This is a genomic window from Bradyrhizobium sp. CB82 (genome assembly GCF_029714405.1).
In the GTDB taxonomy this organism is placed as follows: domain Bacteria; phylum Pseudomonadota; class Alphaproteobacteria; order Rhizobiales; family Xanthobacteraceae; genus Bradyrhizobium.
In genome coordinates this window covers 440,866-463,441 of record NZ_CP121650.1, presented here as the reverse complement: position 1 = coordinate 463,441, position 22,576 = coordinate 440,866, and the positions used below count along the sequence as shown (strand labels likewise).

General features: G+C 64.8%; 21 protein-coding genes. 12 read left to right on the top strand and 9 right to left on the bottom strand.

Annotation, left to right across the window (positions count from 1 at the left end):
- The first annotated feature begins 19 nt into the window (after positions 1-19).
- From QA640_RS02215 to QA640_RS02205, 3 genes are all read left to right on the top strand, one after another.
- Positions 20-736 (top strand): GntR family transcriptional regulator, encoded by a 717-nt coding sequence (locus tag QA640_RS02215; protein ID WP_283039153.1) that lies wholly within the window; start codon positions 20-22, stop codon positions 734-736.
- A 193-nt stretch (positions 737-929) separates the two neighbouring features.
- Entirely contained in the window at positions 930-1,130 is a 201-nt protein-coding gene (locus QA640_RS02210; RefSeq protein WP_283039152.1) for a hypothetical protein, read from the top strand.
- Positions 1,108-4,704 carry a PAS domain S-box protein gene (locus tag QA640_RS02205; RefSeq protein WP_283039151.1) on the top strand — a complete coding sequence of 1,199 codons (3,597 nt, stop codon included), beginning with the start codon at positions 1,108-1,110 and terminating at the stop codon, positions 4,702-4,704. The genes QA640_RS02210 and QA640_RS02205 overlap by 23 nt, the downstream gene beginning before the upstream one ends.
- Before the next feature lie 166 nt (positions 4,705-4,870).
- Here QA640_RS02205 and QA640_RS02200 read toward each other — a convergent pair whose 3' ends face one another.
- A complete protein-coding gene (locus QA640_RS02200) occupies positions 4,871-5,506 on the bottom strand; it encodes a response regulator (protein WP_283039150.1) in 636 nt (211 codons plus the stop codon).
- 150 nt (positions 5,507-5,656) lie between these two features.
- Here QA640_RS02200 and QA640_RS02195 point away from each other — a divergent pair, with 150 nt between their 5' ends.
- A complete protein-coding gene (locus QA640_RS02195; protein WP_283039149.1) occupies positions 5,657-5,989 on the top strand; it encodes a hypothetical protein in 333 nt (110 codons plus the stop codon).
- Between the two features lie 24 nt (positions 5,990-6,013).
- Here the strand turns inward: QA640_RS02195 and QA640_RS02190 are convergent, their stop codons facing one another.
- From QA640_RS02190 to QA640_RS02165, 6 genes are all read right to left on the bottom strand, one after another.
- Entirely contained in the window at positions 6,014-6,517 is a 504-nt protein-coding gene (locus QA640_RS02190) for a response regulator (protein ID WP_283039148.1), read from the bottom strand.
- Positions 6,518-6,656: 139 nt separating this feature from the next.
- Positions 6,657-6,971, bottom strand: a complete 315-nt coding sequence (locus QA640_RS02185; RefSeq protein ID WP_283039147.1) for a PilZ domain-containing protein — start codon at positions 6,969-6,971, stop codon at positions 6,657-6,659.
- Entirely contained in the window at positions 6,968-7,852 is an 885-nt protein-coding gene (locus QA640_RS02180; RefSeq protein WP_283039146.1) for a protein-glutamate O-methyltransferase CheR, read from the bottom strand. Before QA640_RS02180 ends, QA640_RS02185 begins: the two co-directional genes overlap by 4 nt.
- Positions 7,853-7,900: 48 nt before the next feature.
- Positions 7,901-8,287, bottom strand: a complete 387-nt coding sequence (locus QA640_RS02175; protein WP_283039145.1) for a response regulator — start codon at positions 8,285-8,287, stop codon at positions 7,901-7,903.
- A gap of 30 nt (positions 8,288-8,317) precedes the next feature.
- The gene (locus tag QA640_RS02170) at positions 8,318-8,791 is read right to left on the bottom strand and encodes a chemotaxis protein CheW (protein ID WP_283039144.1); all 474 of its coding nucleotides are present in this window, start codon (positions 8,789-8,791) and stop codon (positions 8,318-8,320) included.
- 20 nt (positions 8,792-8,811) lie between these two features.
- Positions 8,812-11,586, bottom strand: coding sequence for a hybrid sensor histidine kinase/response regulator (locus QA640_RS02165; RefSeq protein WP_283039143.1), 2,775 nt, complete (start codon positions 11,584-11,586; stop codon positions 8,812-8,814).
- 653 nt (positions 11,587-12,239) lie between these two features.
- Between QA640_RS02165 and QA640_RS02160 the strand changes: the two genes are divergently transcribed.
- The 4 genes from QA640_RS02160 to QA640_RS02145 all read left to right on the top strand — a co-directional run bounded on the left by QA640_RS02160 (position 12,240) and on the right by QA640_RS02145 (position 14,678).
- Positions 12,240-12,950 (top strand): Crp/Fnr family transcriptional regulator, encoded by a 711-nt coding sequence (locus QA640_RS02160; protein ID WP_283039142.1) that lies wholly within the window; start codon positions 12,240-12,242, stop codon positions 12,948-12,950.
- 193 nt (positions 12,951-13,143) lie between these two features.
- Positions 13,144-13,851, top strand: coding sequence for a Crp/Fnr family transcriptional regulator (locus QA640_RS02155; protein ID WP_283039141.1), 708 nt, complete (start codon positions 13,144-13,146; stop codon positions 13,849-13,851).
- Between the two features lie 91 nt (positions 13,852-13,942).
- On the top strand, positions 13,943-14,317 hold the full coding sequence (locus tag QA640_RS02150; protein WP_283039140.1) for an Hpt domain-containing protein: 375 nt from the start codon (positions 13,943-13,945) through the stop codon (positions 14,315-14,317).
- Between the two features lie 112 nt (positions 14,318-14,429).
- On the top strand, positions 14,430-14,678 hold the full coding sequence (locus QA640_RS02145; protein WP_283039139.1) for a hypothetical protein: 249 nt from the start codon (positions 14,430-14,432) through the stop codon (positions 14,676-14,678).
- A 38-nt stretch (positions 14,679-14,716) separates the two neighbouring features.
- On the opposite strand, the gene QA640_RS02140 is transcribed toward QA640_RS02145, so the two are convergent.
- Positions 14,717-15,313 carry a helix-turn-helix transcriptional regulator gene (locus tag QA640_RS02140; protein ID WP_283039138.1) on the bottom strand — a complete coding sequence of 199 codons (597 nt, stop codon included), beginning with the start codon at positions 15,311-15,313 and terminating at the stop codon, positions 14,717-14,719.
- 340 nt (positions 15,314-15,653) lie between these two features.
- Between QA640_RS02140 and QA640_RS02135 the strand changes: the two genes are divergently transcribed.
- The 3 genes from QA640_RS02135 (at position 15,654) to QA640_RS02125 (ending at position 20,167) form a co-directional block, all read left to right on the top strand.
- On the top strand, positions 15,654-16,814 hold the full coding sequence (locus QA640_RS02135) for a hypothetical protein (RefSeq protein WP_283039137.1): 1,161 nt from the start codon (positions 15,654-15,656) through the stop codon (positions 16,812-16,814).
- Positions 16,815-17,239: 425 nt separating this feature from the next.
- Positions 17,240-18,571, top strand: coding sequence for an MFS transporter (locus tag QA640_RS02130; RefSeq protein ID WP_283039136.1), 1,332 nt, complete (start codon positions 17,240-17,242; stop codon positions 18,569-18,571).
- Between the two features lie 381 nt (positions 18,572-18,952).
- Entirely contained in the window at positions 18,953-20,167 is a 1,215-nt protein-coding gene (locus QA640_RS02125; protein WP_283039135.1) for an EAL domain-containing response regulator, read from the top strand.
- Positions 20,168-20,177: 10 nt separating this feature from the next.
- Here QA640_RS02125 and QA640_RS02120 read toward each other — a convergent pair whose 3' ends face one another.
- Positions 20,178-21,038, bottom strand: coding sequence for a DMT family transporter (locus QA640_RS02120; RefSeq protein ID WP_283039134.1), 861 nt, complete (start codon positions 21,036-21,038; stop codon positions 20,178-20,180).
- 157 nt (positions 21,039-21,195) lie between these two features.
- On the opposite strand from QA640_RS02120, the gene QA640_RS02115 reads away from it, so the two are divergent.
- Entirely contained in the window at positions 21,196-22,563 is a 1,368-nt protein-coding gene (locus QA640_RS02115; RefSeq protein WP_283043094.1) for a PLP-dependent aminotransferase family protein, read from the top strand.
- Positions 22,564-22,576: the final 13 nt, after the last annotated feature.

Sequence of the window (22,576 nt, the reverse complement as noted above, 5' to 3'; positions counted from 1 at the left end):
CGTGCCGGAACGGCAAGCCATGGAAGTGTCCCATACCGCACCCCGCGCGACCTTCCGCCCGGGCGCGCGGCTCGACCGCGCCCGGCAGGCCGCGCCACAGGTGTTCGAGCGGCTGCGCAACGCGATTCTCGCCCTGGAGCTGCCGCCGGGCTCGCCGCTATCGCGCGCCGATCTCGCCGCGCAATTCGGCGTCAGCTCGACGCCAATCCGCGATGCCCTGATGCGACTGGAGGAGGAAGGGCTCGTCGACGTGTTTCCGCAGCACGCGACGGTGGTCAGCCGGATCGATGTCGGCCGCGCCCAGCAGGCGCATTTCCTGCGCCAGGCGCTGGAGCTCGAGATCGTGCGGCTGCTCGCGGAAAGCCATGACGGAGCGCTGATCATCCGCCTTGACCACGCAATCGCGCTCCAGCAGCAATTCGCCAAGGCCGGAGACTTCGAGAGCTTCATCGCCGCCGACAATGATTTCCATGTCCAGCTCTACACGGCCGCCGGCAAGCAGGAGCTCTGGACGCTGGTGCGCAGCCGCAGCGGACATATCGACCGTTTGCGGCGGCTGCACCTGCCTTCGCCCGGCAAGGCCCAGAACATTGTGCGTCACCACAGACTGATCACCCGCGCGATCGAGGCCGGCGACGCCGATGCCGCGCAGCGGCACCTGCGCACGCATCTGTCAGGCACCCTCAGCGAGCTCGACAGGATCCGGGCGCGCCATCCGGAATATCTGAGCGACTAGACGCTGGTGAAGCAGCCGGCTGCAGGATTATATGCATGCAAGCGTGCATATGGGCGACCGGCGTCCCAACCGTGCCACAAGGCGTGTTCCCTTGTTGCGAAGTAGCTTGCAGGTTGCATGAAATCCGCGCAACAATCTACTCAGATGCTTCGACCGCCGTGGTCGACCTGGACCGGGGCCGGAGGATTGGAACTTGGCCAACATCCTGATTGTGGATGACGATTCGGCCGTGCAGATCACGATCCGGCTGCTGCTGGAGATGGCTGGCCATAACATGATGGTTGCCGGGGACGGCCACCGCGGCCTGCAGAAGCAAGCGTTGCTCGCGACGGTCGACGATTGCCTGCAGGCAAGCAAGCCGAGGACTTCTGATGTCAGCACCGGCGGCCGATGATGGCGACATCCGTTCTGCTGCCCATCGGGCAAAGCAGAACCGTGTCCGAAACAGCAAGAAGCGCTACATGACGCTGGCGACGCGGCTCGCCATTGCCATGATTCTGCTGGTTGCGATTGCCGTGGCTGCCGCGGGCTTGCTGAGCTACTGGAGCGTCGAACAGGCCGTCTTGCCGCGGATCATCGACCGCCTTGAAACCCATTCGCGGCTGCTTGCGTCCGATCTCGAAGGCTATGTCGCGAGTGCGCGAGGCGATATCGGCACCCTCCGCGCCGCGGCCGCTCTCAACGGCCTGATCCGCGCCCATCTCGCCGGCGGGACCGACCCGCAGGACGGTGTCTCCGAGCAGACCTGGCGCGACCGTCTCGCGACCCGGCTTGCCGCCGAAATCGATGCCAAGCCCGCTTACGCGCAGTTTCGCATCATCGGCGCCGGGGATGGCGAGCCGGAGCTGATCCGGGTGGATCGAACCGGGCCGAACGGATCAGCGCGGATTGCTCCCAACGACGAACTGCAGCACAAAGGCGAGCGCACCTACTTCCAGGAGACGATCCGGCTTCCTCCTGGCGAGTTCTACGTGTCGCAACTTGAACCGTCGAGCGATCGCGGCGGCACGACGATCCCTCATGCACCGACCCTGCGCGTGGGATCTCCGCTGTTCACGCCGGACGGCAAGCCGTTCGGAATCATTCTCGTGAACATCGACATGCGCCCGGCGCTGGATCGTCTCCGCTCGCTGGTGCGCCCGGGGGAGCAACTCTATGTCGTGAATACGCGCGGCGACTATGTCGTACATCCCGACCGCAGCCGTGAATTCGGCCTCTCGCGCGGCGAGCCCAACAATTGGGTCGATGATTTTCCCTACTTTGTAGGACTGACCGGGACAACCAAGAGCTCTGCTCAGGTCATCACGGATACGCGAGGCCGGTTTGGCGGCGCAACCCTCGCGCCGGCGCTGCTTGCGGGCAAGGAATGGCTCGGCATCATCGAGATTGCCCCTAACTCGACATTCGCCCGTTTTGCCGCGGCGATCAAGAACACGTCACTGTCGGTGGGCTTGCTTGCGGTGCTCGGTGCGGCAGCGCTGGCGATCCTGCTCGCCCGAACATTGACACGGCCGATCGTGCAACTGACCCGCGCCGTCGAAAACATCGACAGCGACGGCGAGATCGCCATCCCAATCGATGCGCCGGGCGAAACCGGCGCGCTGGCTCTGGCCTTCGCCCGTATGGTGGCAGAGGTGAAAGCGAAGACCGCGGCTCTCGAACGCGAGGTTCTCGAGCATCGCCGCACCGAGGCCGCGCTGAGCCACCATGCCGAGCGCGAGCGCCTGTTCAGCGCCGCGGTCGAATCCTCCGACGATGCCATCGTCATGCAAACGCTCGATGCCATCATCACGGGCTGGAATCCGGCGGCAGAGCGCCTCTATGGCTATTCGGCGGATGAGGCGATCGGCAAGCCCACCTCGATCATCGTGCCTGCCGACCGCCGCGAGCAGGGCACGAATTATTTGCGACGGATCGCGCGTGGCGAGCCGATCGAACGGTTCGAGACGGTGCGGATGCGCAAGGACGGCAGCGCGGTGGAGATCTCGCTCAGCCTGTCGCCGATCAGGGGGCCCAATGGCGAGATCATGGGAGTCTCGGGGTCGGCCCGCAACATCACCGAAGCGCGGCGCACCGAACGCGCGCTGCATCAGCAGCGCGAGGAGCGTCGGCTGATCTTCGACGCCTCGCAGGACCTGATCATGATCTTGGATGCGAGGGGCTATGTCGTCCAGATCAGCCCGAGCTCGGAAGCCATCCTCGGCTATCAGCCCGAGGAGATGGTCGGCCGCAGCGGCGCCGACTTCATCCAACCCGACCATCTGGAGCGGTCTCGCGAGGAGATCCGGGCTTTGCGACGCGGCGAGCGGCCGAAGCTCGCCGATACCCGCTGCCTCCACAAGGACGGGCACGACGTCTGGCTCTCCTGGCTCGGGACGTGGTCTGCCGAGATGAAGCGCTTCTACTTCGTCGGGCGCGACATGACCGAGGCCCGGCTTGCTCAGGAATCGCTGCTGGAAAGCGAGCAGCTCGCCCGCAACATCATCGAGACATCGCTCGACGCCTTCATCCAGACCGACGAGAACGGCACGATCCTGGCCTGGAATTCGCAGGCCGAAACATTGTTCGGCTGGCGCCGCGACGAGGCGCTGGGCAGGACCGCGATCGACCTCATTATCGCCAAGGGCGAACGCAGGACCATCAGCGGCGGATTGCAGCGCTTTGTGGCTTCGAAGGACGGCAGGATCGTCGGCCGCCGCCGAGAAATGATGGTGCGTCGCCGCGACGGCAAGGAATTCAAGGCGGAAATGAGCGTCACCGCGATGAACCGCCGTGAAGGCGTGCTGTTCAACGTCTTCTACCGCGATCTCACCGACAAGATCGCGGCCGATGAGCGCATCCGCCACGCCGAGAAGATGGAGGCGGTCGGCCAGCTCACCGGCGGCGTTGCGCATGACTTCAACAACATCCTCACCGTCATTACCGGAACCATCGAGATCCTAGCGGAAGCGGTCCAGAAGGAGCCGCAACTTGCAGCCATCACCAGGATGATCGACGAGGCCGCAGCCCGCGGCGCAGAGCTGACCCAGCATCTGCTCGCCTTTGCGCGCAAGCAGCCGCTGCAACCGCGTGAGATCGACATCAACTCGTTGATCGTCGATACCGCCAAGCTGCTGCGCCCGACGCTGGGCGAGCATATCCAGATCGAGTCCGTGTTCGAGACGGAAAGCTGCGTGGCGCTCGTCGATCCCAACCAGCTCACCACCGCCCTTCTCAACCTGGCGCTCAACGCCCGCGACGCCATGTCGAACGGCGGCAAGCTGATCCTGGAGACGGGAGTGGCTTATCTCGACGACGCCTACGCCAACATCAACGACATCCGTCCCGGCAACTATGTGCTGATCGCTGTCAGCGACACCGGCGCCGGGATTCCGGCAAAGCTCCTGGACCGGGTGTTCGATCCGTTCTTCACCTCGAAGGGACCCGGCAAGGGCACCGGGCTCGGCCTCTCCATGGTCTATGGCTTCATCAAGCAGTCCGCCGGCCATATCAGGATCTACAGCGAGGAGGGGCACGGCACCACGATCAAGATGTACCTGCCGCCCGGCATGAGTGCGACTGCGACCGGCGAGGGCGTGACGCCGGATGCGATCGAGGGCGGGGACGAGACGATCTTGGTCGTCGAGGACGACCGCCTGGTGCGCGACTACGTGCTGGCGCAGCTGCATTCGCTCGGCTACGCGACGTTGGAGGCAGCCAATGCGGCCGATGCGCTGGCGATCGTCACGGCCGGAACGCCATTCGATCTCCTGTTCACCGACGTGATCATGCCTGGGAAGATGAACGGCCGGCAGCTTGCCGACGAGATCCTGAAGAGCAGGCCAGATCTCAAAGTGGTCTACACATCTGGCTATACCGAGAATGCGATCATCCATCACGGACGATTGGACTCCGGCGTTCTCCTCCTGGCAAAACCCTATCGCAAGTCGGACCTGGCGCGGATCCTGCGCAGGGCGCTCGACGGCTGAGACGACGGTCTCTTTTCTCTCGTGTCCCGACGCACTGCAGCGCGCCCGCGCTGCTGTGCAGAGCCGGGACCCACAACGCTTGCTCAAAACTGGAGAGATGGGCCCCGGCTCCGCAGCGCATCACTGCGTGACGCGCTGCATCCGGGCCACGAGGCAGGAGCTTCGTCTACGACGCGCGCTGGGCGGCCGTCATCACGATACGGATCAGGTCTGCGGCATTCCGGGCGCCGAGCTTCTTCATGATGTTGGCGCGATGGTCCTCGATGGTGCGCGGGCTGATCCCGAGCGTACGGCCGGCTTCCTTATTGGAGGCACCCCCGGCGAACTGCTCGAGCACCTCGCGCTCACGCCGGGTCAGGGGCTCGCGTCCGGGGAAGTGGAGTTGGCCGAACTTGGGCGAGGCGCTCTCCGCCTGCCGACGCGCATAAGCTCCGATCGCCTCGTCGAGCCGATTGACGATCTCGCTGCCGCGGAACGGCTTCTCGATGAAGTCGAGCGCGCCGTTCTTGATGGCACTGACCGCCATCGAGATATCGCCCTGCCCGGAGATCATGAAGATCGGCGCCGGATAATCCTCGCCGTGCAACTCCTTTAAGATGTCGAGGCCCGATTTGCCCGGAATGTGGACGTCGAGCAGGATCGCGGCCGGTGTGCGGTTTCGCGCGACCGCGAGCAGCGCGGCGCCGTCGGCAAAACAGATCACCTCATAGCCCGCCGCCTTCAACACCATCGACAGGGTGTCGCGAACGGCGGGGTCGTCGTCGACTACGAAGATCTCGCCACGGGAGGTTTTTTCGGCCATGTGCCACGTCCATCCGGCATGAGAAGACTTATGTCCGCACCAAGCGTTTTCACGTTCGGCACGGACTCGGCCCACCCGCATTTGTACGGGACATGAAGTTAACGCACAAGTAGCGGCTTGGTGCCTAACGACCGGGGACGGAGAATATCCATGCAAAATTTTGCTGGCACCTACACGCTTGTCGCTGCGGCCATTTCCCACAGCCGTCAGTTGATCGCAGCCGATCTTCGCTCTCTGATCGCGCAGATCGAGACCAGTATGCGCCTGATCGAGGCCGCGATCACGCTCGACCACGCCTGTGATCGGCCGGGTTCCACCGACATCTTCGTGCTCGACGACGTTAAGCCCCGCTACGCCACGGCGAACACGGCGCTTGGCGCATGCAGGGTCGGCCTCGACCTTGCGCTGGAATCGCTGTCGGATTCCGGCGAAATGGCCGAAACCGGGGCAGCAGCGGCGCGGCAACCGCGCCTGATCGGCTGAGACCGCGCACCCCCCGCGCGTGATCTACGCGCGATGACGCTCCACGATCGCATCGGTGGCGACACCGCCCCAGGTATGCATCGTCGGCAGACCCATCGCGGTCTTGCCGAGATTGGCGAGACTGATGCGCAGCGCCGCGAGATCGAGCGGCTTTGGCAGGCTCTGCAGTTCGATGCCCACCGAGCGCGCAAAGTTGCGGGCGGCGCTGCGGCGCCGGCCATCCATGCCGCTGATGACGATCACGGAGCCCGCGAACTTCGCCTCCGACATCACGCGCAGCACCTCGATGCCGTCGCCGTCCTCCAGCACGAGATCGAGCGTCACACAATCGAAGCGCGCGGTGCGAAGCCTGCTGATCGCCTCCGAAACCGAGGGCGCCACGGTCACCTCGTGGCCGGCCTGCTTGGCTGCGACCGTGATCAGGCTGCGCTGTGTGGCGTCGTCATCGACGACCAGAAGCTGCAGCCGGCGCCGCTCGCCGGCATCAGGCAGGTTTGACTTGAGGGAGGAGAAGGAGCTTCTTGGCATTACCGGATCCTGCGATTGAGACCGGCAATTTCATACCTGGCGCGCGCTTAGGCCACGTAAAACGGAGCCAGCGAATTCGATCGGATGTTTTGAGCAAATCCGACACAACGGGTTAAGGAAACGCGCAGGCCGCTTGCTCTCAGACCGTCGCGTCATGGCCCGCTGCGGCGCGCTTCTTCTTGTTCTTGCCGCGCAGGAACTGGATGTCCATTTCCGCGCCGTTGACGCGCACCAGCTCGCAACGGCGATAGGCAAGGCCGGTCGAGGACAACAGGAGAAAGAATTCCTTGAGGTTCAGGCCCTGGATCGAGCCTTCGACCGTAAGGATGGCATCGCTGTCGGAAATCGCATTGAGCTTGCAATCGCGACGCCAGGTCCCGTCTATGGCCATGATGCAGACATCATAGCCGCGACTGAAGGTCACGCGTTCCGCACCCTTGCCATCCTCGCTCATGCGCGCAGCCCCGCCATTTCAGCGGTTCGTGTCGGCGCCGCCGCGATCACGGGCTTTGCGCCGGCGCTGCGTGCGTCATTGGGCTTGTAGAGGCCGCGCCGCTCCGGAATCGGACGGAAGCTGTCGGTCAGCCCGACCACGGTTTCCGCCGCCCCGAGCACCAGGAAGCCGTCGCCCTCGACCTGATGAGCGAGGCGGTTGAAGATGTTGATCTTGGTCTCCTGGTCGAAATAGATCAGCACATTGCGGCAGAAGACCACGTCGAAGGTACCCAGCTGGGAGAAGTCGTGCAGCAGATTGAGCTGCCGGTGCTGGATCATGGCGCGCAGCTCGGGATTGATCTGCCAGGTTTCACCGGTCTGCTTGAAATATTTGACCAGAAGCTGAATCGGCAGGCCACGCTGGACCTCGAATTGGCTGTAGATGCCGGCCTTGGACTTCTCCAAAACCTCCTGCGAGAGGTCGGTGGCGATGATCTCGACCCGCCATCCGGTGAGCGCCGCGCCCATCTCCTTCAGGCTCATCGCCAGCGAATAGGGCTCCTGACCGGTCGAGCCGGCGGCGCACCAGATGCGCACGCTCCGGCGCGCCGCGCGCGCCTTCAGCACCTCCGGAATGATCGTTTCGCGGAAATGATCGAACGGGACCTTGTCGCGGAAGAAGAACGTCTCATTGGTGGTCATGGCTTCGACGACGCTGGTGACGAGCACGCTCGATCCAGCTTGCAGCTTCTGGACGAGCTCACCGATGCCGGAGAGTCCGGCCTTGCGCGCAAGCGGCAACAGCCGGCTCTCGATCAGGTATTGCTTGTCGGCAGACAGGTCGAGACCGGAATGGTCTCTCAGGAACTTGCGCAGATACTCATACTCGGGCGGGGTCAAGGGGGTAGCCTCTCACAGAATTACCGGGAACACTCAGGCCAGAGATACTCAGGCAAAGGCTTGTCCGACGGGGATCAAGCCGACTTCCGCGAACTTGTCGGCGATGATGTCCTTGTCGAACGGCTTCATGATGTACTCGTTGGCGCCGCCGCTGAGTGCCTGGGCGATATGTGCGACGTTGTTCTCGGTGGTGCAGAACACCACCTTGGGCTGGTCGCCGTCGGGCAGGCGGCGCATGTGGCCCATGAATTCGAAGCCGTCCATGACCGGCATGTTCCAGTCGAGCAGCACCGCATCGGGCAGCTTCTGCCGACAGATCTCCAGCGCCTTCGAGCCGTCCTCGGCTTCGGTGACTTCGAATTCCAGACCTTCCAGAATGCGGCGCGCGATCTTGCGCACGACGCTGGAATCATCGACGACCAAACATGTCTTCATTTTGGTTCTCCGGCTCCGATGTTGTTGGGCTCACGCAGCCATTTGCACTTTGGTTTCGAGTTCGAGGACGCGATCGACGTCGAGGACGACCATGAGCTGGCCATCGAGGCGGTGGACGCCGCCGGCGAGCTTGGCCATGCGGGGGTCGAGGTTGACGGGGTTTTCCTCTTTGCCGTCCTCCGGCAGGCGCAACACCTCGCCGATCGTGTCGATCAGCAGGCCATAGGATTCACCGCGCAGGTCGACGCCGACCGCCATCGGCAGCTTGCCGTCCTCGGGCCGCGGCAGCCCGAGACGCGCGCGCATGTCGACGACGGTGACGATGCGGCCGCGCAGGTTGAGCACGCCGGCGATCTCGCGCGAGGCCAGGGGCACGCGGGTGACGCGCTCGGGCATGAACACGTCCTGCACGCGCGAGATCGGCAGCCCGAACAGCTGGCCGCCGATCATCGCGGTGACGTATTCGACCATCGCCCCTTCGCTGCTTTGCGTCTTGCTGCTCATTGTCGTATCCTCCCTATCCCTTAGGCGGCCGCCCGGCTCAGCTCGGAGGCGCCGGCGGCACCGGCCGTCTGTTCCTTCAGCGCCGCGATCAGACCGGGACGGTCGAACTTGGCGACATAGTCGTGGAAGCCGGCCTGCCGGCCACGCTCGATCGCCGCCGGCGAGACCAGCGCCGAGAGCCCGATGATCGGCATCGCGCCGAGATTGTGGTCGGAGCGGATGGTTTCGGCGAACTCGAACCCGTTCATGTCGGGCATCTCGATGTCGGTCAGCACGACGTCGAAGCTCTGCGCGCGCAGCGCGGCAAGGCCCTCCTGCGCGGTCGGCGCGGTGCGGACGCGGTAGCCGGCCGCCTTCAGCACGGGGGCCAGCATGTTGCGGAAGAAGGCCGAGTCGTCGACCAAGAGCACCGCCTGCGAATGCATCGACGGCTTCATCTCCTTGCGGGTGAACCAGTCGGCAAAGGCCATCGGCAGGAAGTGGCCGACGTCGATCACCTCGGTGGCCTGGCCCTTGATCACGGCCGAGCCCAGAATGCCGGCGCCGGAGCCGCCGACCTCGATGTTGAGGCGTTCCTCGACGATGTCGATGATCTCGTCGACGACGAGGCCCATCGAGCGGCCGTCATCGGCGAACACCAGGATCGGCTGGGCGCCCTGGCTCGCGATGGTGACGCCCTCCATGGCGACCAGCGGCATCAGCTGCTCGCGGTACTGCACCATGTAGCGGCCGTTTGAGAACTCGATCTTGTCGGCGGGCAGCTCCTCGAGGCGCGTGACGAGGCCGAGCGGGACCGCCTTGGGCTGGGACGAGCCGGCGCGGAACACCAGCAGCGAGGTGGTCTGCTCGCCCGAGCCGATGTGATGGGCGGCATTCTCGTCGGCCATGTCATGGGCCGAGGAGCCGGAGGCGCCGAGCGCCTTGGCAATGCCGTTGGGGTCGATGATCATGATGACCGCGCCATCGCCCAGGATGGTGTTGCCGGAGAACATGTCGATGTGACGCAGTTTGGTCGACATCGGCTTGACGACGATTTCTTCGGTGTGGAACACGCCGTCGACCACGATGCCGAAGGTCTGGCTGCCGACCTGCGTCACCACGATGAAGCCGTTCTCGGGATCGCTGGCGGCGCCGTCGTCGATCTTCAAAAGCTTCTTGAGGTGGATCAGCGGCAGCAGCTTGTTGCGCAGCCGCAGCACCGCGGTGTCCTTGATGCGCTCGATGCGGTGCTCGGAGTTGGCGCGGGCACGGACGAGCTCGACCACCGAGAGCTGGGGGATCGCAAAGCGGTCGCCGCCGGCCTCCACGATCAGGGCGGAGACGATGGCCAGCGTCAGCGGGATCTTGATGGTGACGGACGAGCCCTCGCCGGCGACGCTCTTGATGTCGATGGTGCCGCCGATCTGGTCGATGTTGGTGCGCACCACGTCCATGCCGACGCCGCGGCCCGAGACCGAGGTGATGGCGGCCGCGGTCGAGAAGCCCGGCGCGAAGATGAACTTGTGGATCTGCGCTTCGCTCATCTTCTCCAGCTCGGCCTCGCTGACGAGACCGCTAGAGAGCGCCTTGGCCTTGATCCTCTCGGTGTTGAGGCCGCGGCCGTTGTCGGCGATGCAGATGATGATGTGGCCGCCCTCGTGATAGGCGGACAGCCGGATGGTGCCCTGCTCGCCCTTGCCGCTCGCCAGGCGCTCGGCCGGGGTCTCCAGGCCGTGGTCGGCGGAGTTGCGCACCATGTGGGTGAGCGGATCCTTGATCAGGTCGAGCACCTGGCGGTCGAGCTCGGTGTCGGCGCCGTGCATCTCCAGCTCGATCTGCTTGCCGAGTTCGCTCGACAGGTCGCGGACGATGCGCGGCAGCTTCTGCCAGGCATTGCCGATCGGCTGCATGCGCGTCTTCATGACGCCCTCCTGCAGCTCGGCGGTGACGTTGGAGAGGCGCTGCAACGGCACCTTGAACTCGGTGTCCTCGTTGCGGCGGGAGATCTCGAGCAGCTGGTTGCGGGTCAGGACCAGCTCGGAGACCATGGTCATCAGATGCTCCAGCGTATCCACGTTGACGCGGATCGACTGGTTGGCGACGCGGTCGCCTTCGGTGACGGCCTCGTCCGCCATCGATTTCTTCGGCGAGGGTTTGGCTTCCCTGGCGGATTTTGCAGCATCCTTCGCGGCGGGCGCGGCGACAGCAGCAGCCGCCGGCACCGGCACCTCGATCGCGGTCTCGCGGAAGGCGCGCTCGAGCTCGTCGAGCGAGACCTCGCCCGGACGCAACGGACGCTCCAGCGTCTGCTCGATCAGCGTGCCCTGGGTCAGCTCTTTGGCGGGCGCGGCCGGGGCTTCCGGCGCCAGCGGCGGCGCGTCGGCAACCGCTGCGGCGCCACCTGTCGGCATCGGCTGCGCCGAGCCGGACATCGCCGCCATGCCCTGCTCGACCATCGCTTCCAGCTTGTCGATGAGGTCGCGGTCGGTGCCCTCGGGCTCGGCTTCGGTCGCCTCGAGCCCGGCCAGAATCTCCTTGATGCGATCGATCGACGACAGGATCACCGTCACCGCCTCGGCGGTCACCGGCATGCCGTCGCGGAATTTGCCCATCAAGGTCTCGCCGGCATGCGCCAGCGCTTCGAGCCGCGGCAAACCCAGAAAGCCGCAGGTACCCTTGATGGTGTGGACGAGGCGGAAGATGTTATCCAGGATCTTGGCGTTGTTCGGCTCCTGCTCGAACTTCACCAGCTGATTGTCGACGGTGTCCAGGCTCTCGCTGGTCTCCGTCAAAAACTCCCGCAACAGATCATCCATGGAATACGCCTTACTAGCTTGGACTTCAGCGGAGGGTGTCGTGGCAACGCCGGCTTCGCCTTCCCGACATCGACGCAACGCCTCCTCTCAACCGTTAGACATCGCATTTCACGGCCGCGTTAATTTCGACCTCCGTGCTAATACGGATATTGAAGACAAGTTTGCGTTCGGCAAAAACGGCCGCAGGCGCCGCAACGATGACGCGACTGGCCACGCGCCGCGAGTTGGTTACGCCCCGCAATAAAAAGCCTCGGCGGTGAAAGGTGCTATGCCGGTGCCGCTCGGATTGAATCAAATCATCCGTATCGGGCATCGCCCGCAAGGCCGGCGGTTGTCGCGACGAGAGTGACGCAGACGACCCGCGTTCGCGGTAAACAGACCCTTACCCCGTGAGCGCATCGGGCGAGAGCGTGCTAACCCAATCGCGCCGCTGAAAGAGCTCTGCCGGCATGGTCTTCCGACAGGCACTCGTTGATGGCAGCAAGCGGCTGACGCAGGCGTGAACGGCTTGCGCAAGCAGCGCGCGCGTCTGCCCCCTAACGTGTATATGGACCAATGCACAACTCATATTGTATCGTCGATCAGCCGTGCAACAGCGCCACGAGACGCAGCGCGCGGCGTGACGACGAACCGCAGCGCCGGATTGATTTCGCATGACTGCAAGCGGTCGCCCGCCCAATCAATTGCTCGGGACGCTCGATGCAGCAGACTTCAAGCTGCTGGAGCCTCATCTCGTGGCCGTCGAGCTGGTCAGGGAGATGTCGCTCGGCGTTGATGGAGTTCCGCCGAAGCAGGTCTACTTTCCACTTCGCGGCGCGGTCTCGATCACGGTCAAGCTCGCTGGCGGTCAGACGATCGAGGTGGCGATGCTGGGCCGCGACAGTGTCATCGGCAGCGGCGCGGCACTGGCCGGCTGGACTGCGCTGGCGGATGCCGTCGTGCTGTTTCGCGGCACAGCCGTGAGCCTGGACCACACCGCGTTTCGGGACATCGCCGACCGAAGCCCGGAATTCCGTCGCCTGATGGTCCGGCACGAACAGGCGCTGCTGGCCCACGTGCAACAATCCCTGCTCTGCAACACGCTGCACCCGGTCGAGGCCAGGCTTGCGCGCTGGCTGCTGCGCGCCCGCGACCTCTGCGACGGTACGACCGTTCCACTGACGCAGGAACTGCTGGCGCAAATGATCGGGGTTCGGCGCAACGCGATCTCGCTGGTCGCGCATTCGCTACAGCGGGCCGGCATCATCCGCTACAGCCGCGGCCAGATCGAAATCACGGACTTTCATGCGTTGGAGGCAACATGCTGTGCGTGTTACGGAGCGGTGAAAAATGTCTATGCACGGCTGCTGGTATCCGCTCCTTGAGCCGGCTGGCTGCGTCGTGGTGACGCGACCCGGTGTGCATGCCGACGTGCACACAAGCTGCTCACGCCCATCAGGACGCTATATGTCCAATTGCCAACATATCCGGGAAGGCACATGATGCGCGCCTAGACCCGTGCGAGAGATGGCGAATGCGTGTCAGCGCTTCGCCGGCTGGGAAAGACGGGAGGCAGTTATGGAAACGATGGTGCGTCCATCCAATGGTTTCCTGTCTGCGCTGTCGGCGGATGACTATGATTTGATCCGCCCGCACTTACGCACCAGCGATCTGCCCCATGAGGCCGTGCTGGTGGAGACGGGCGAAACGCTCAAACGCGCCTACTTCCCTCATCGCGGCGTGATCTCGCTTGTCGTGGAACTCGCCAAGGGCGAACATGTGCAGGTTGCGATGATCGGTCGCGATAGCCTGCTCGGAACATTGTCAGCGATGGGTGATGCGCGCGCGCTGAACAGCGCGGTGGTGCTCGTCGGCGGAACGGCCTCGGTCATGGATCTCGACCGGTTGTGCGTGGCGGCCGATCAGAGTTCCTCCCTGCGGACCCTGCTGGCGCGCCACGGGCTTGCGGTCTACGCGCAGGTCCAGCAGACCGCCGGCTGCAATGCCGCCCATCCCGTGGAGTCGCGGCTGTCGCGGTGCCTGTTGCAAATCCACGACCTGTCGGGCGACGTCAGGCTGCTGCTGACCCAGGAAAACCTCGCTCAGATGATCGGCGCGCGGCGCAACAGCGTCTCGCTGGTCGCCAACACGCTGCAACAGGCCGATTTCATCCACTACAGCCGCGGCCACATCCAGATCAACAATCTCGACGGGCTGCGCCAGACCGCGTGCGAATGCTATGCCACGGTGAAGGCGCAGTACGACCGGCTGCTTGGGCCGCGATGATCCGCTGCCCCGCAGCAGCCGCCCGATCATGCATAGTGTCACGCGGCAGGGAATTTACACGGCGTAGACGTTCAGCCGCTAGAACCCTCTCATGCGCGAAGTTGCCGCTCTGCTGTCCGCCGAATCCGCCCTCGCCGCCGAGCCGGCACGGGATCCCGGTGCATTCCAGGCGCTGGTGCGCGAGATCGGAGAGGACGGGGCCGGCGAAGTCCGCGCCGTGTTCTGGAGCGAGACGGATGCGCGCCTGAAGCGGTTCGGCGACCTCACCCTTGCGCAGCAGCGCGGTCGGATCGAACGCGAAGCCCATTCGCTGAAAAGCGCGGCGCGCACCTTCGGCTATCGGCGGCTCGCGGCGCTTGCCCAAGAGCTCGAGCGAAACGCGGCGGCGCTCGACGACGCCGTCTACCGCGAGCTGCTGGACGCGATGGCGAAAGCCTATGCCGCGGCGCGCGACGAGGACGCCTGATCCCTCGGGCAAAATCCCGCCGTACTTCTACGGCTTGGGATTTTCACACATGGCTAATCAACATTTGGCTAATCATAGGTGGCGATAGTCGCGCGAGACCAGGAGGGTTTCCATGTTCACCTATGAAACCGCGGACCAGAAGGAAGTCCGCCGCTTCCGCATCGCTCAGTTCAACGGCCGTATGGCAACGGTGAAATCGGGCGAGGAGACGGTGACAGGCTTCGTGCGCTCCGTGCTGGAACAGGAATCGAGCATCCCGCCGCGCTGGACCATCACGATCATCCCGAGCGCGCCGAAGGACGAGGTGAAGCCGCTGCGTCCGACCTCGCGCCTGCGCCCCTTCGCGGACGACTATTACTGACACGGCAGCCGGCCCCACCACCGCCCGTACAGCCGGCCTCAATCGATCGAATGCAGCAGCGCCGCGCGGACCAGATCCGCGGTGTTGCGCGCCCCGAGCTTGCGCATGGCCTCCGCGCGATGGCTCTCGAAGGTGCGCGGGCTGATCTGCATTCGCAGCGCGCCCTGCTTGTTCGAATAGCCTTCGGTGATCAGCCGCAGCACCTCGCGTTCGCGCCGGGTCAACCGCTTCGAGCCATGCGGGCCTGAGAGCTCGCTGCTGGCCGGGCGCAAGGCCGTCGCCTCGCTGGCGTCGATCCCCGACACTCCGTTCCGCGGCCCGCCGCCGAGCTGCTTGACCAACGTGCAGACGCGCTCGGTCTGCGCCAGCGCATTCTCGACCACGCGCTGCAAATAGGTCCGATCGGCGAAGACCGGGGAAAGCTGGTCGCTGTGATGCTTGATCTCGCCCATGTAGAGGAGAAGGGCGGTCAGAGGGCCATTCAGCTCGCGGGCTATCGCGGCGGCGGTCTCCTCGGAAGCCTTGGCGCAGGCGGCGTTCAACCGGGCGAGTTCGAGCTCTTCGTGCTGAGACGTGCTGCTTTCGTACCAAGCCGACGATCGCGAATCAGCGATCGGATCATTCTGTTGCCCCATGGGCTTCGTTTAGCGGAACCCGGGGCGAATCGTGGTTAACTTTTTGCTCCGTAAGACTACGGTGAACTTGGCGATTTTGCAGCAAATCCCCGGCGACGGCACAATTCCTGCTTGCTATGATGACCAGCGGACCGCCTAGCGGTTGCAAATCTACCTAAATCTCGGGCGTTTCTTGAAGTCCATTCTTAACGTCAGGATAGCGGGCGGAGCGCCGCGCCCTACGACTTTACCAATTAATTAACAGTGACTTGCTTCTCTGAAGCACAGTTGAGAGCGCGCAAATGCCTCCTCGCGAGGAACCAAGTAACAGCTCCGGAAAAGTTGCGGAAAATTGCGTGCCATGAGCGAGGTCAATCAGCTCTGGGAATTCCTGCAGCGGCTGACGCCGTTGTCGCGGAGCTGTCTGCTCAGCGAGCTCGAGCGGCTCGAGCTTTGCGGGATCGACATGCCGGGCTCGCCCGACATCCAGGCGAAGCTGCGCGCCGAATTCCGCAAGGACGGTTCGCCCCAGGCGCGCGCCAATCCGGCGCGCTTTTTCTTCGCACCGCTCGAGCTGCTTCTGATCGACGGTGCGCCCGAGCACGCCAATATGGGGCGGATCTCGCGCAACACGCTGACGCCGATCTGGGAGTGGATCTGCCGCGACCTGCTGCCGACCATGGCGCGCGACTACATCAAGGCGATCAACGACCAGGTCGCCGCCAATAGCCCGAAGGACGCGCAGAAGACCGCGACCGCGTTCCAGATCAAGGTCATCAAGGTCCTCGAGAACACGCTCGCCTCGCCCGATGGCACCGAGCTCGCACGCGCCAAGCTCGGGCACTACACCGCCTCGCGCTTCGCCTTCGACGACGTGACCAAGATGCTGCAGGTCCTGCGCGCCCACAACGCGCTGGCAAAATTCAACGAGAAGCTGCCCGAAAAGATCTCGAAGTTCGACGACGGCCAGGTGGCGCAGATCACCGCGCGGCTCGACACCTTCAGGAAGACCAATCCCGAGGCGCTGCCCTTTGCGCTGACGCTGGTGGCGCGGCGGCTTAAGACGCCCTGGCAGCTGATCCGCCTCGCCACCAAAGCCGCGCCGACCAAAACCGCCGTCGACATCGCCGCCACGCCCTACGCCATTACGGTTCCGATGGTGCTCGACCGGCTCGACGACAAGCGCCTGGCGCTCCGGGTCGCGCTCAAGCACAACCGGGTGCTGGTCGCGCGCGACCTGCTCGCCGAGATCTATGACACCGAATATGCGCTCAAGGTCCGCATCGACGAGATCGAGCCATCGGAGTGGGGCATCCGCCTCCAGCAATTGATGGACGCGATCGCCGCGCTCGTCGCCGCCGAGGTCAGCCGCTTCCCGGCCAATGTCGGCCACATCCTCGGCTCGCGCCGCCTGCGCAACCATGACTCGCTCACCGGCAAGCTGACCTATCTCGCCTGGAAGGGGCGCGATGCCGTGCAGGACGGCGCGGCGGCGTTCCGCAAGCTGATCGGGCAGACCTAAGCCCTTGAGTTGCGCATCATCTCCGCGCAAACGCTCTGCGTTTGTCGAGAGAAAAAACCGTTACACAGTTTTCCGGATCATGCGCAGGCTAGTCTAGTCCCGCGGAGCGGGCGGCAGGCTGAGGAAGCGGTCGAGAAATCGTCCCGACAGCACGAGCCAGAACCACCAAGCCATCATACGCCGCATCGTCATTGCTGCGATCCATTGGACGGCCCACCACCGGTTGCCCGCATGAATAGCGCAGGCGGGCGGAAAACGCATGTGAGCTGCTTCACAGTCGTGCGGCGGCCGACCGCCGCCGCCGGAACCGGGCGGCGCGCGGTCCGGCTGTGGCCCTATTGGAACCGTCACGCGGTTTGGGAAGTTTTTTTCGCAAAACAACCCCATGCAAAGGAGGGGGCGGCGCTCCAGGAAAGGTTCCCGCCATGTCCCTGTCCAATGTCGACCCGATCTCGCTGCCCGACAGCGAGCACCAGATTCAGCTGCGCCGCGCCGTGGTCGCCTCCACCATCGGCACCGCCATCGAGTGGTACGATTTCTTCCTCTACTCGACGGTCACCGGCCTCGTTTTCGCAAAACTGTTCTTTCCGCACTCCGATCCGTGGGTCGGCACGCTCGAGGCCTTCGCGATCTACGCCGTCGGCTTCATCGCCCGTCCCGTCGGCGCCGCCATTTTCGGCCATTATGGCGACCGCATCGGCCGCAAATCGACGCTGATCGCGACGCTTCTGCTGATGGGGCTCGCCACCTTCGCGGTGGCGCTGGTCCCGACCTATGAGAGCATCGGCATCTGGGGCGCGGTCATCCTGACCGTGCTGCGCTTCATTCAGGGCGTCGGCGTTGGCGGCGAATGGGGCGGCTCGGTGCTGATGTCGATGGAGTGGGCGCGCAACGACCACTCGCGCGGCCTGATTGCCTCCTGGCCGCAATTCGGCGTGCCCTGCGGGCTGTTCCTGGCGAACCTCGCCGTGCTGGCCTTCAGCCAGATGTCCGGCGAGCAGTTTCTGTCATGGGGCTGGCGCGTACCCTTTGCGCTCAGCCTCATCCTGGTGGGCGTCGGCCTCTACATCCGGCTCGGCATTCTGGAGACGCCGGTATTTTCCAGGCTGGTCGCGGAGCGAAAAGTCGAGCGCACGCCGATGCTGCAAGTGATCAAGGAGCATCCGAAGGAGATCTTGCTGTCGGCCTTCGCGCGCATGGCCGAGCAGGCGCCGTTCTACATCTTCACCGCCTTCATCTTCGCCTACGGCGTCAAGACGCTGAACGTATCGCGCGATTTCCTGCTCACCGCGGTGCTCGCGGCCTCGGTGCTGTCCTTTGTCTCGATCCCGCTGTTCGGGCACCTGTCCGACCGCATCGGGCGCAAGACCATGTACATGATCGGCGCGGCCGTGACCGGCGTGTTCGGCTTCATCTATTTCAGCATGCTCGACACCGGATCGGAGCCGGTCATCTTCCTCGCCATCATCCTGTCGCTGATCCCGCATGACATGATGTACGGCCCGCAGGCCGCGCTGATCGCCGAGAGCTTCACCGGGAGGCTGCGCTACAGTGGCGCCTCGCTCGGCTACCAGCTCGCCTCGGTGATCGCCGGCGGACCGGCGCCGCTGATCGCGGCCTGGCTGTTCGGCACCTTCCAGTCGGCGACCGCGATCGCCGCCTATGTCGCGCTGTGCGCCGTGATCAGCCTGATCGCGACCGCGGCGATGACCGACTACACCGGCAAGAACATCTCGGGCGAGTACAGGGCGGGCTGAAGCATCGTGAGAGGGAGTCTGGTTGCGAGCTGCGGAGGACGGTGCGCTCCCTCTCCCGCTTGCGGGGGCAGCACGACAAGGCTGCCAGCAACTTAATACCGGCGTTATCGAATGAGGCGACATCGCGCGCGGTGTCGCCTCTTCGCTGGGTCAGGTCAGTTGCCGCACCGCGTGCGCGGCATCGCCGATAGCGCAACGATTGCAGCCTCACGTGCTCGCCAGAGCTGCGAGTGTGAAGTTCGATTCAACAAGATCCGTACAATTTTACATATGATGAGAGCTTTAACGTTACCCAAATAATTCAACAATGAAGCTGAAGCTCTCCACATTTGAAGCCGCACACGCCGTTATGAAGCTGTCACGGAACGGGAGTGGTGTGCGATGGACGAGGGGCTGGGCGAGCTCGCCGGACGGAAGACTGTAACCTTTGGACGGCGGAAGGTGACGCCGCGCGCTTGCGTGGCCGACGGCAAAAGGCACCTGCGTGCCTTCATGAGCGAGGTGCTGGAAGATCTCGGCTTCGTCACCAGCGAATGCGGCACGGCCGATGAGCTGCGAGGCGCGCTCACCGCAGAGCTCCCCGATTTGATCCTGCTCGGCGTTGCCGCCGACGGCATCGAGCCGGGGAAATTTCTGGAAACGCTGGTGCGCGGGGAGTTCGGCGGCAAGGTGCTGGCTGTCGGCGCGCGCGAGTCGATCATCGTGAAGGCCGTGCAGCAGGTCGGCGAGGAATACGGCCTGGCCATGCTGCCGCCGCTGACGACGCCCTTTGCCGCCGAGACGCTGCGCGACCTCATCGCGATGCTGCTGCCGGACGAGCCGGCGCCGAGCCCGGCCGTGCATGTCGGCGAAGCCTTGCATGCGGGCTGGCTCGAGCTCTGGTACCAGCCGAAGATCGATGCCCGCACGCTGATCCGCTGCGGCGCCGAGGCGCTGGTGCGGATGCGGCATCCAACCTGGGGCGTGGTGCCGCCGGCCTATTTCATTCCGGAAGAGCGCGATCCGCACTTCCGCGAATTGTCCGAGTTCGTGATCGAACGTGCCCTGCAGGACTGGCATTATCTCGTGGAGCGGCAGAGCCCGGTCGATCTCTCGATCAACCTGCCGGCCTCATTCCTGCGCGAGCCGCAGGCCGTGCGCGATCTCTTCCGGCGCATGCCCGCGCATCCCGCCTTCGGAGGGCTGACGATCGAGATCGAGAGCTCCGAGGTGATCCGGGATCTCGACCTGCTGCTCGACGTCGCCTCCGAGGTGCGCTTTCACAACATCGGGCTTGCGATCGACAATGTCGGCACCAACTGGCCGGAGCTGATGGGTCTCGACCGGTTTCCCTTCGTCAAGCTCAAGGCCGACCGGCACTTCGTCACCGGCTCTGGCAACGATGCCCTGAAGCGCAACGTGTGCCGCCACATCGTCGAGCTCACCCGGGATTACGGCGCGCGCAGCGTCGCCGAAGGCGTTGAGACCCGCGCCGATCTCGTCGCCGCCAACGAGATCGGCTTCGACCTCGTGCAGGGCTACCTGTTCGGCAAGCCGATGCCGCTGAAGAAGTTTGCAAGGAGTGCGCTGATGCGGACGGTGATGGGACAGGGGTGAGGCAGCGGCCTCACGCAAACCGCCGCGCGAAGGCGACACAGATAACCACGATCGCGGTCGCAGCCACCATCGTCCACGCCACCGGCTCGTGCAGGACGAGGCCGGCGAGCGCGAGGCCGAAGAAGGGTTGAAGCTGTTGCAGCTGGCCGATGCGAGCGATGCCGCCGAGGGCGAGGCCGCGGTACCAGAACACGAAGCCGACGAACATGCTGAAGACCGAGACGTAGGCAAGGCCGACCCAGGCAGGAAGCCCGATGCCGTCCCAGGTTTGCGGCAACGACACGATCGCAACCGGCAGCATCAATGGCAGCGCGAGGATCAGCGCCCATGAGATGACCTGCCAGCCGCCGAGCCGGCGGGAGAGCGTCGCGCCTTCGGCGTAGCCGAGGCCGCAGAGCAGGATCGCGGCCACCATCAGGAGATCGCCGGTGAGCGAGCCCGCGCTGCCGCCCGACAGCGCAAAACCCGCAACCGTTGCGCTGCCGAGGATCGAGAATAGCCAGAACCGCAGTTGCGGCCGCTCGCGGCCGCGCAGCACGGCGAAGACGGCGGTCGCAAGCGGCAACAGGCCGATGAAGACGATCGAATGCGCCGAGGTGATGTGCTTGAGCGCCAGCGCGGTCAGCAGCGGAAAGCCGATCACGACGCCCAGCGAGACGATGGCGAGCGAGGCGAGGTCTTTTCGCGCGGGCCGCTCCTGACGAAGCAGGGCAAGCAAGGCTGCGCCCAGGAGCGCTGCGATCACCGCGCGCGCCGAAGTTAGGAAGGTTGCCGAAAAGCCGCCGACGGCGACGCGCGTCGCCGGCAGCGAGCCGCTGAAGATGACGACGCCCAGGAGTCCGTTACCCCATCCGTTGCCGGCCGCTTGCATGTCGCCTCGCTTTCTCCATCGACCCTCGCCCTTTGGCAGTGGCGAAACCAGCGACAATCCCATACAATCTGGCAAAACTGTATTGGTATGGAAGCCCATACACTTGGACCAGACGACGCAAACCAGAGGCCGCGGCGGGGCGCGCACCACCGACGTGATGAGCGCAATCCGAGCCAAGGTCGCGGGCCGCGTCCTTGGCCCCGGCGACCGCCTGCCGTCGATCCGCAAGCTTGCCGTGGCCATGGGCGTTTCGCCCTCCACCGTGGTGGAAGCCTATGATCGGCTGGCAGCCGAAGGCTTGATCCGGGCGCGTCGCGGCTCCGGATTCTATGTCGCGGCGACCACCATGCCGCCGCTCGCGCTCGCCGATGTCGAGCCGCGCCGCGACCGCGCTGTCGATCCGTTCTGGGTCTCGAGGCAATCGCTCGATGCCGATGCAGCCGCGCTCAAGCCGGGTTGCGGCTGGCTGCCGGCCGACTGGATGCCGGAGGCGGCCTTGCGCCGCGCGTTTCGCGCGCTCGCCCGCAGCGATGACGGCGTGCTCGCAGACTATGGCACCACGCGCGGCTCGCTGGCATTGCGCCGGTACTTGCTGGCCCGCTTTGCCGAGGACGGCATCGAGGCCTCGATCGACCAGCTCCTGCTCACGGGTTCAGGAACGCAAGCGACCGACCTCGTCTGCCGCTTCCTGCTGCGGCCCGGCGACACCGTGCTGGTCGATGATCCCTGCTACTTCAATTTTCGCGCGCTGCTCCGCGCGCATCAGGTGAAAATCGTGGGCGTGCCCTACACGCCGTCGGGCCCGGACGTCGCTCGTTTCGAGGCGACCCTCGAAGCTCACCGGCCGCGCCTCTACATCACCAATTCCGCGCTCCACAACCCGACCGGCGCCACGCTGTCGCTGCAGACTGCGCATCGCGTGCTCCGCGCCGCCGCTGCACATGAGCTGGCGATCATCGAGGACGACATCTTTGCCGATCTCGAGCCCGAGCGCTCGCCGCGCCTCGCCGCGCTCGACGGGCTCGCCAACGTCATCCGAATCGGCAGCTTTTCCAAGACGCTCTCCGCTTCGGTGCGCTGCGGTTATATCGCCGCGCGCGCCGACTGGATCGAGCATCTCGTCGATCTCCAGGTCGCAACCAGCTTTGGCGGCCCGAGCCCGGTTGCGACCGAAGTGATTGCGAAGGTGTTCGCCGGCGGCAGCTACCGCAAGCACATGGACGAGCTCAGGCAAAAGCTCACGCGCACGCGGCGCGAGGTGGCGCGAAAACTCGGGGCGCTGGGCATCGAGCCGTGGCTGACGCCGCGGGGCGGATTCTTTCTGTGGTGCCGCCTGCCCGACGGGCAGAATGCAACGCATGTCGCGCGTGCGGCGCTCGCCCAAGACGTGGTGCTCGCGCCGGGCAACGTGTTCAGCGTGTCGCAAACGGCCGGGCACTTCATGCGATTCAACGTCGCGCAATCGACCGAACCGCGCATGTGGGACGTGATGCGGCGGGCGTTGAAGGCGGCTGAGGGAGCGTGATGGCCAGTCGCGC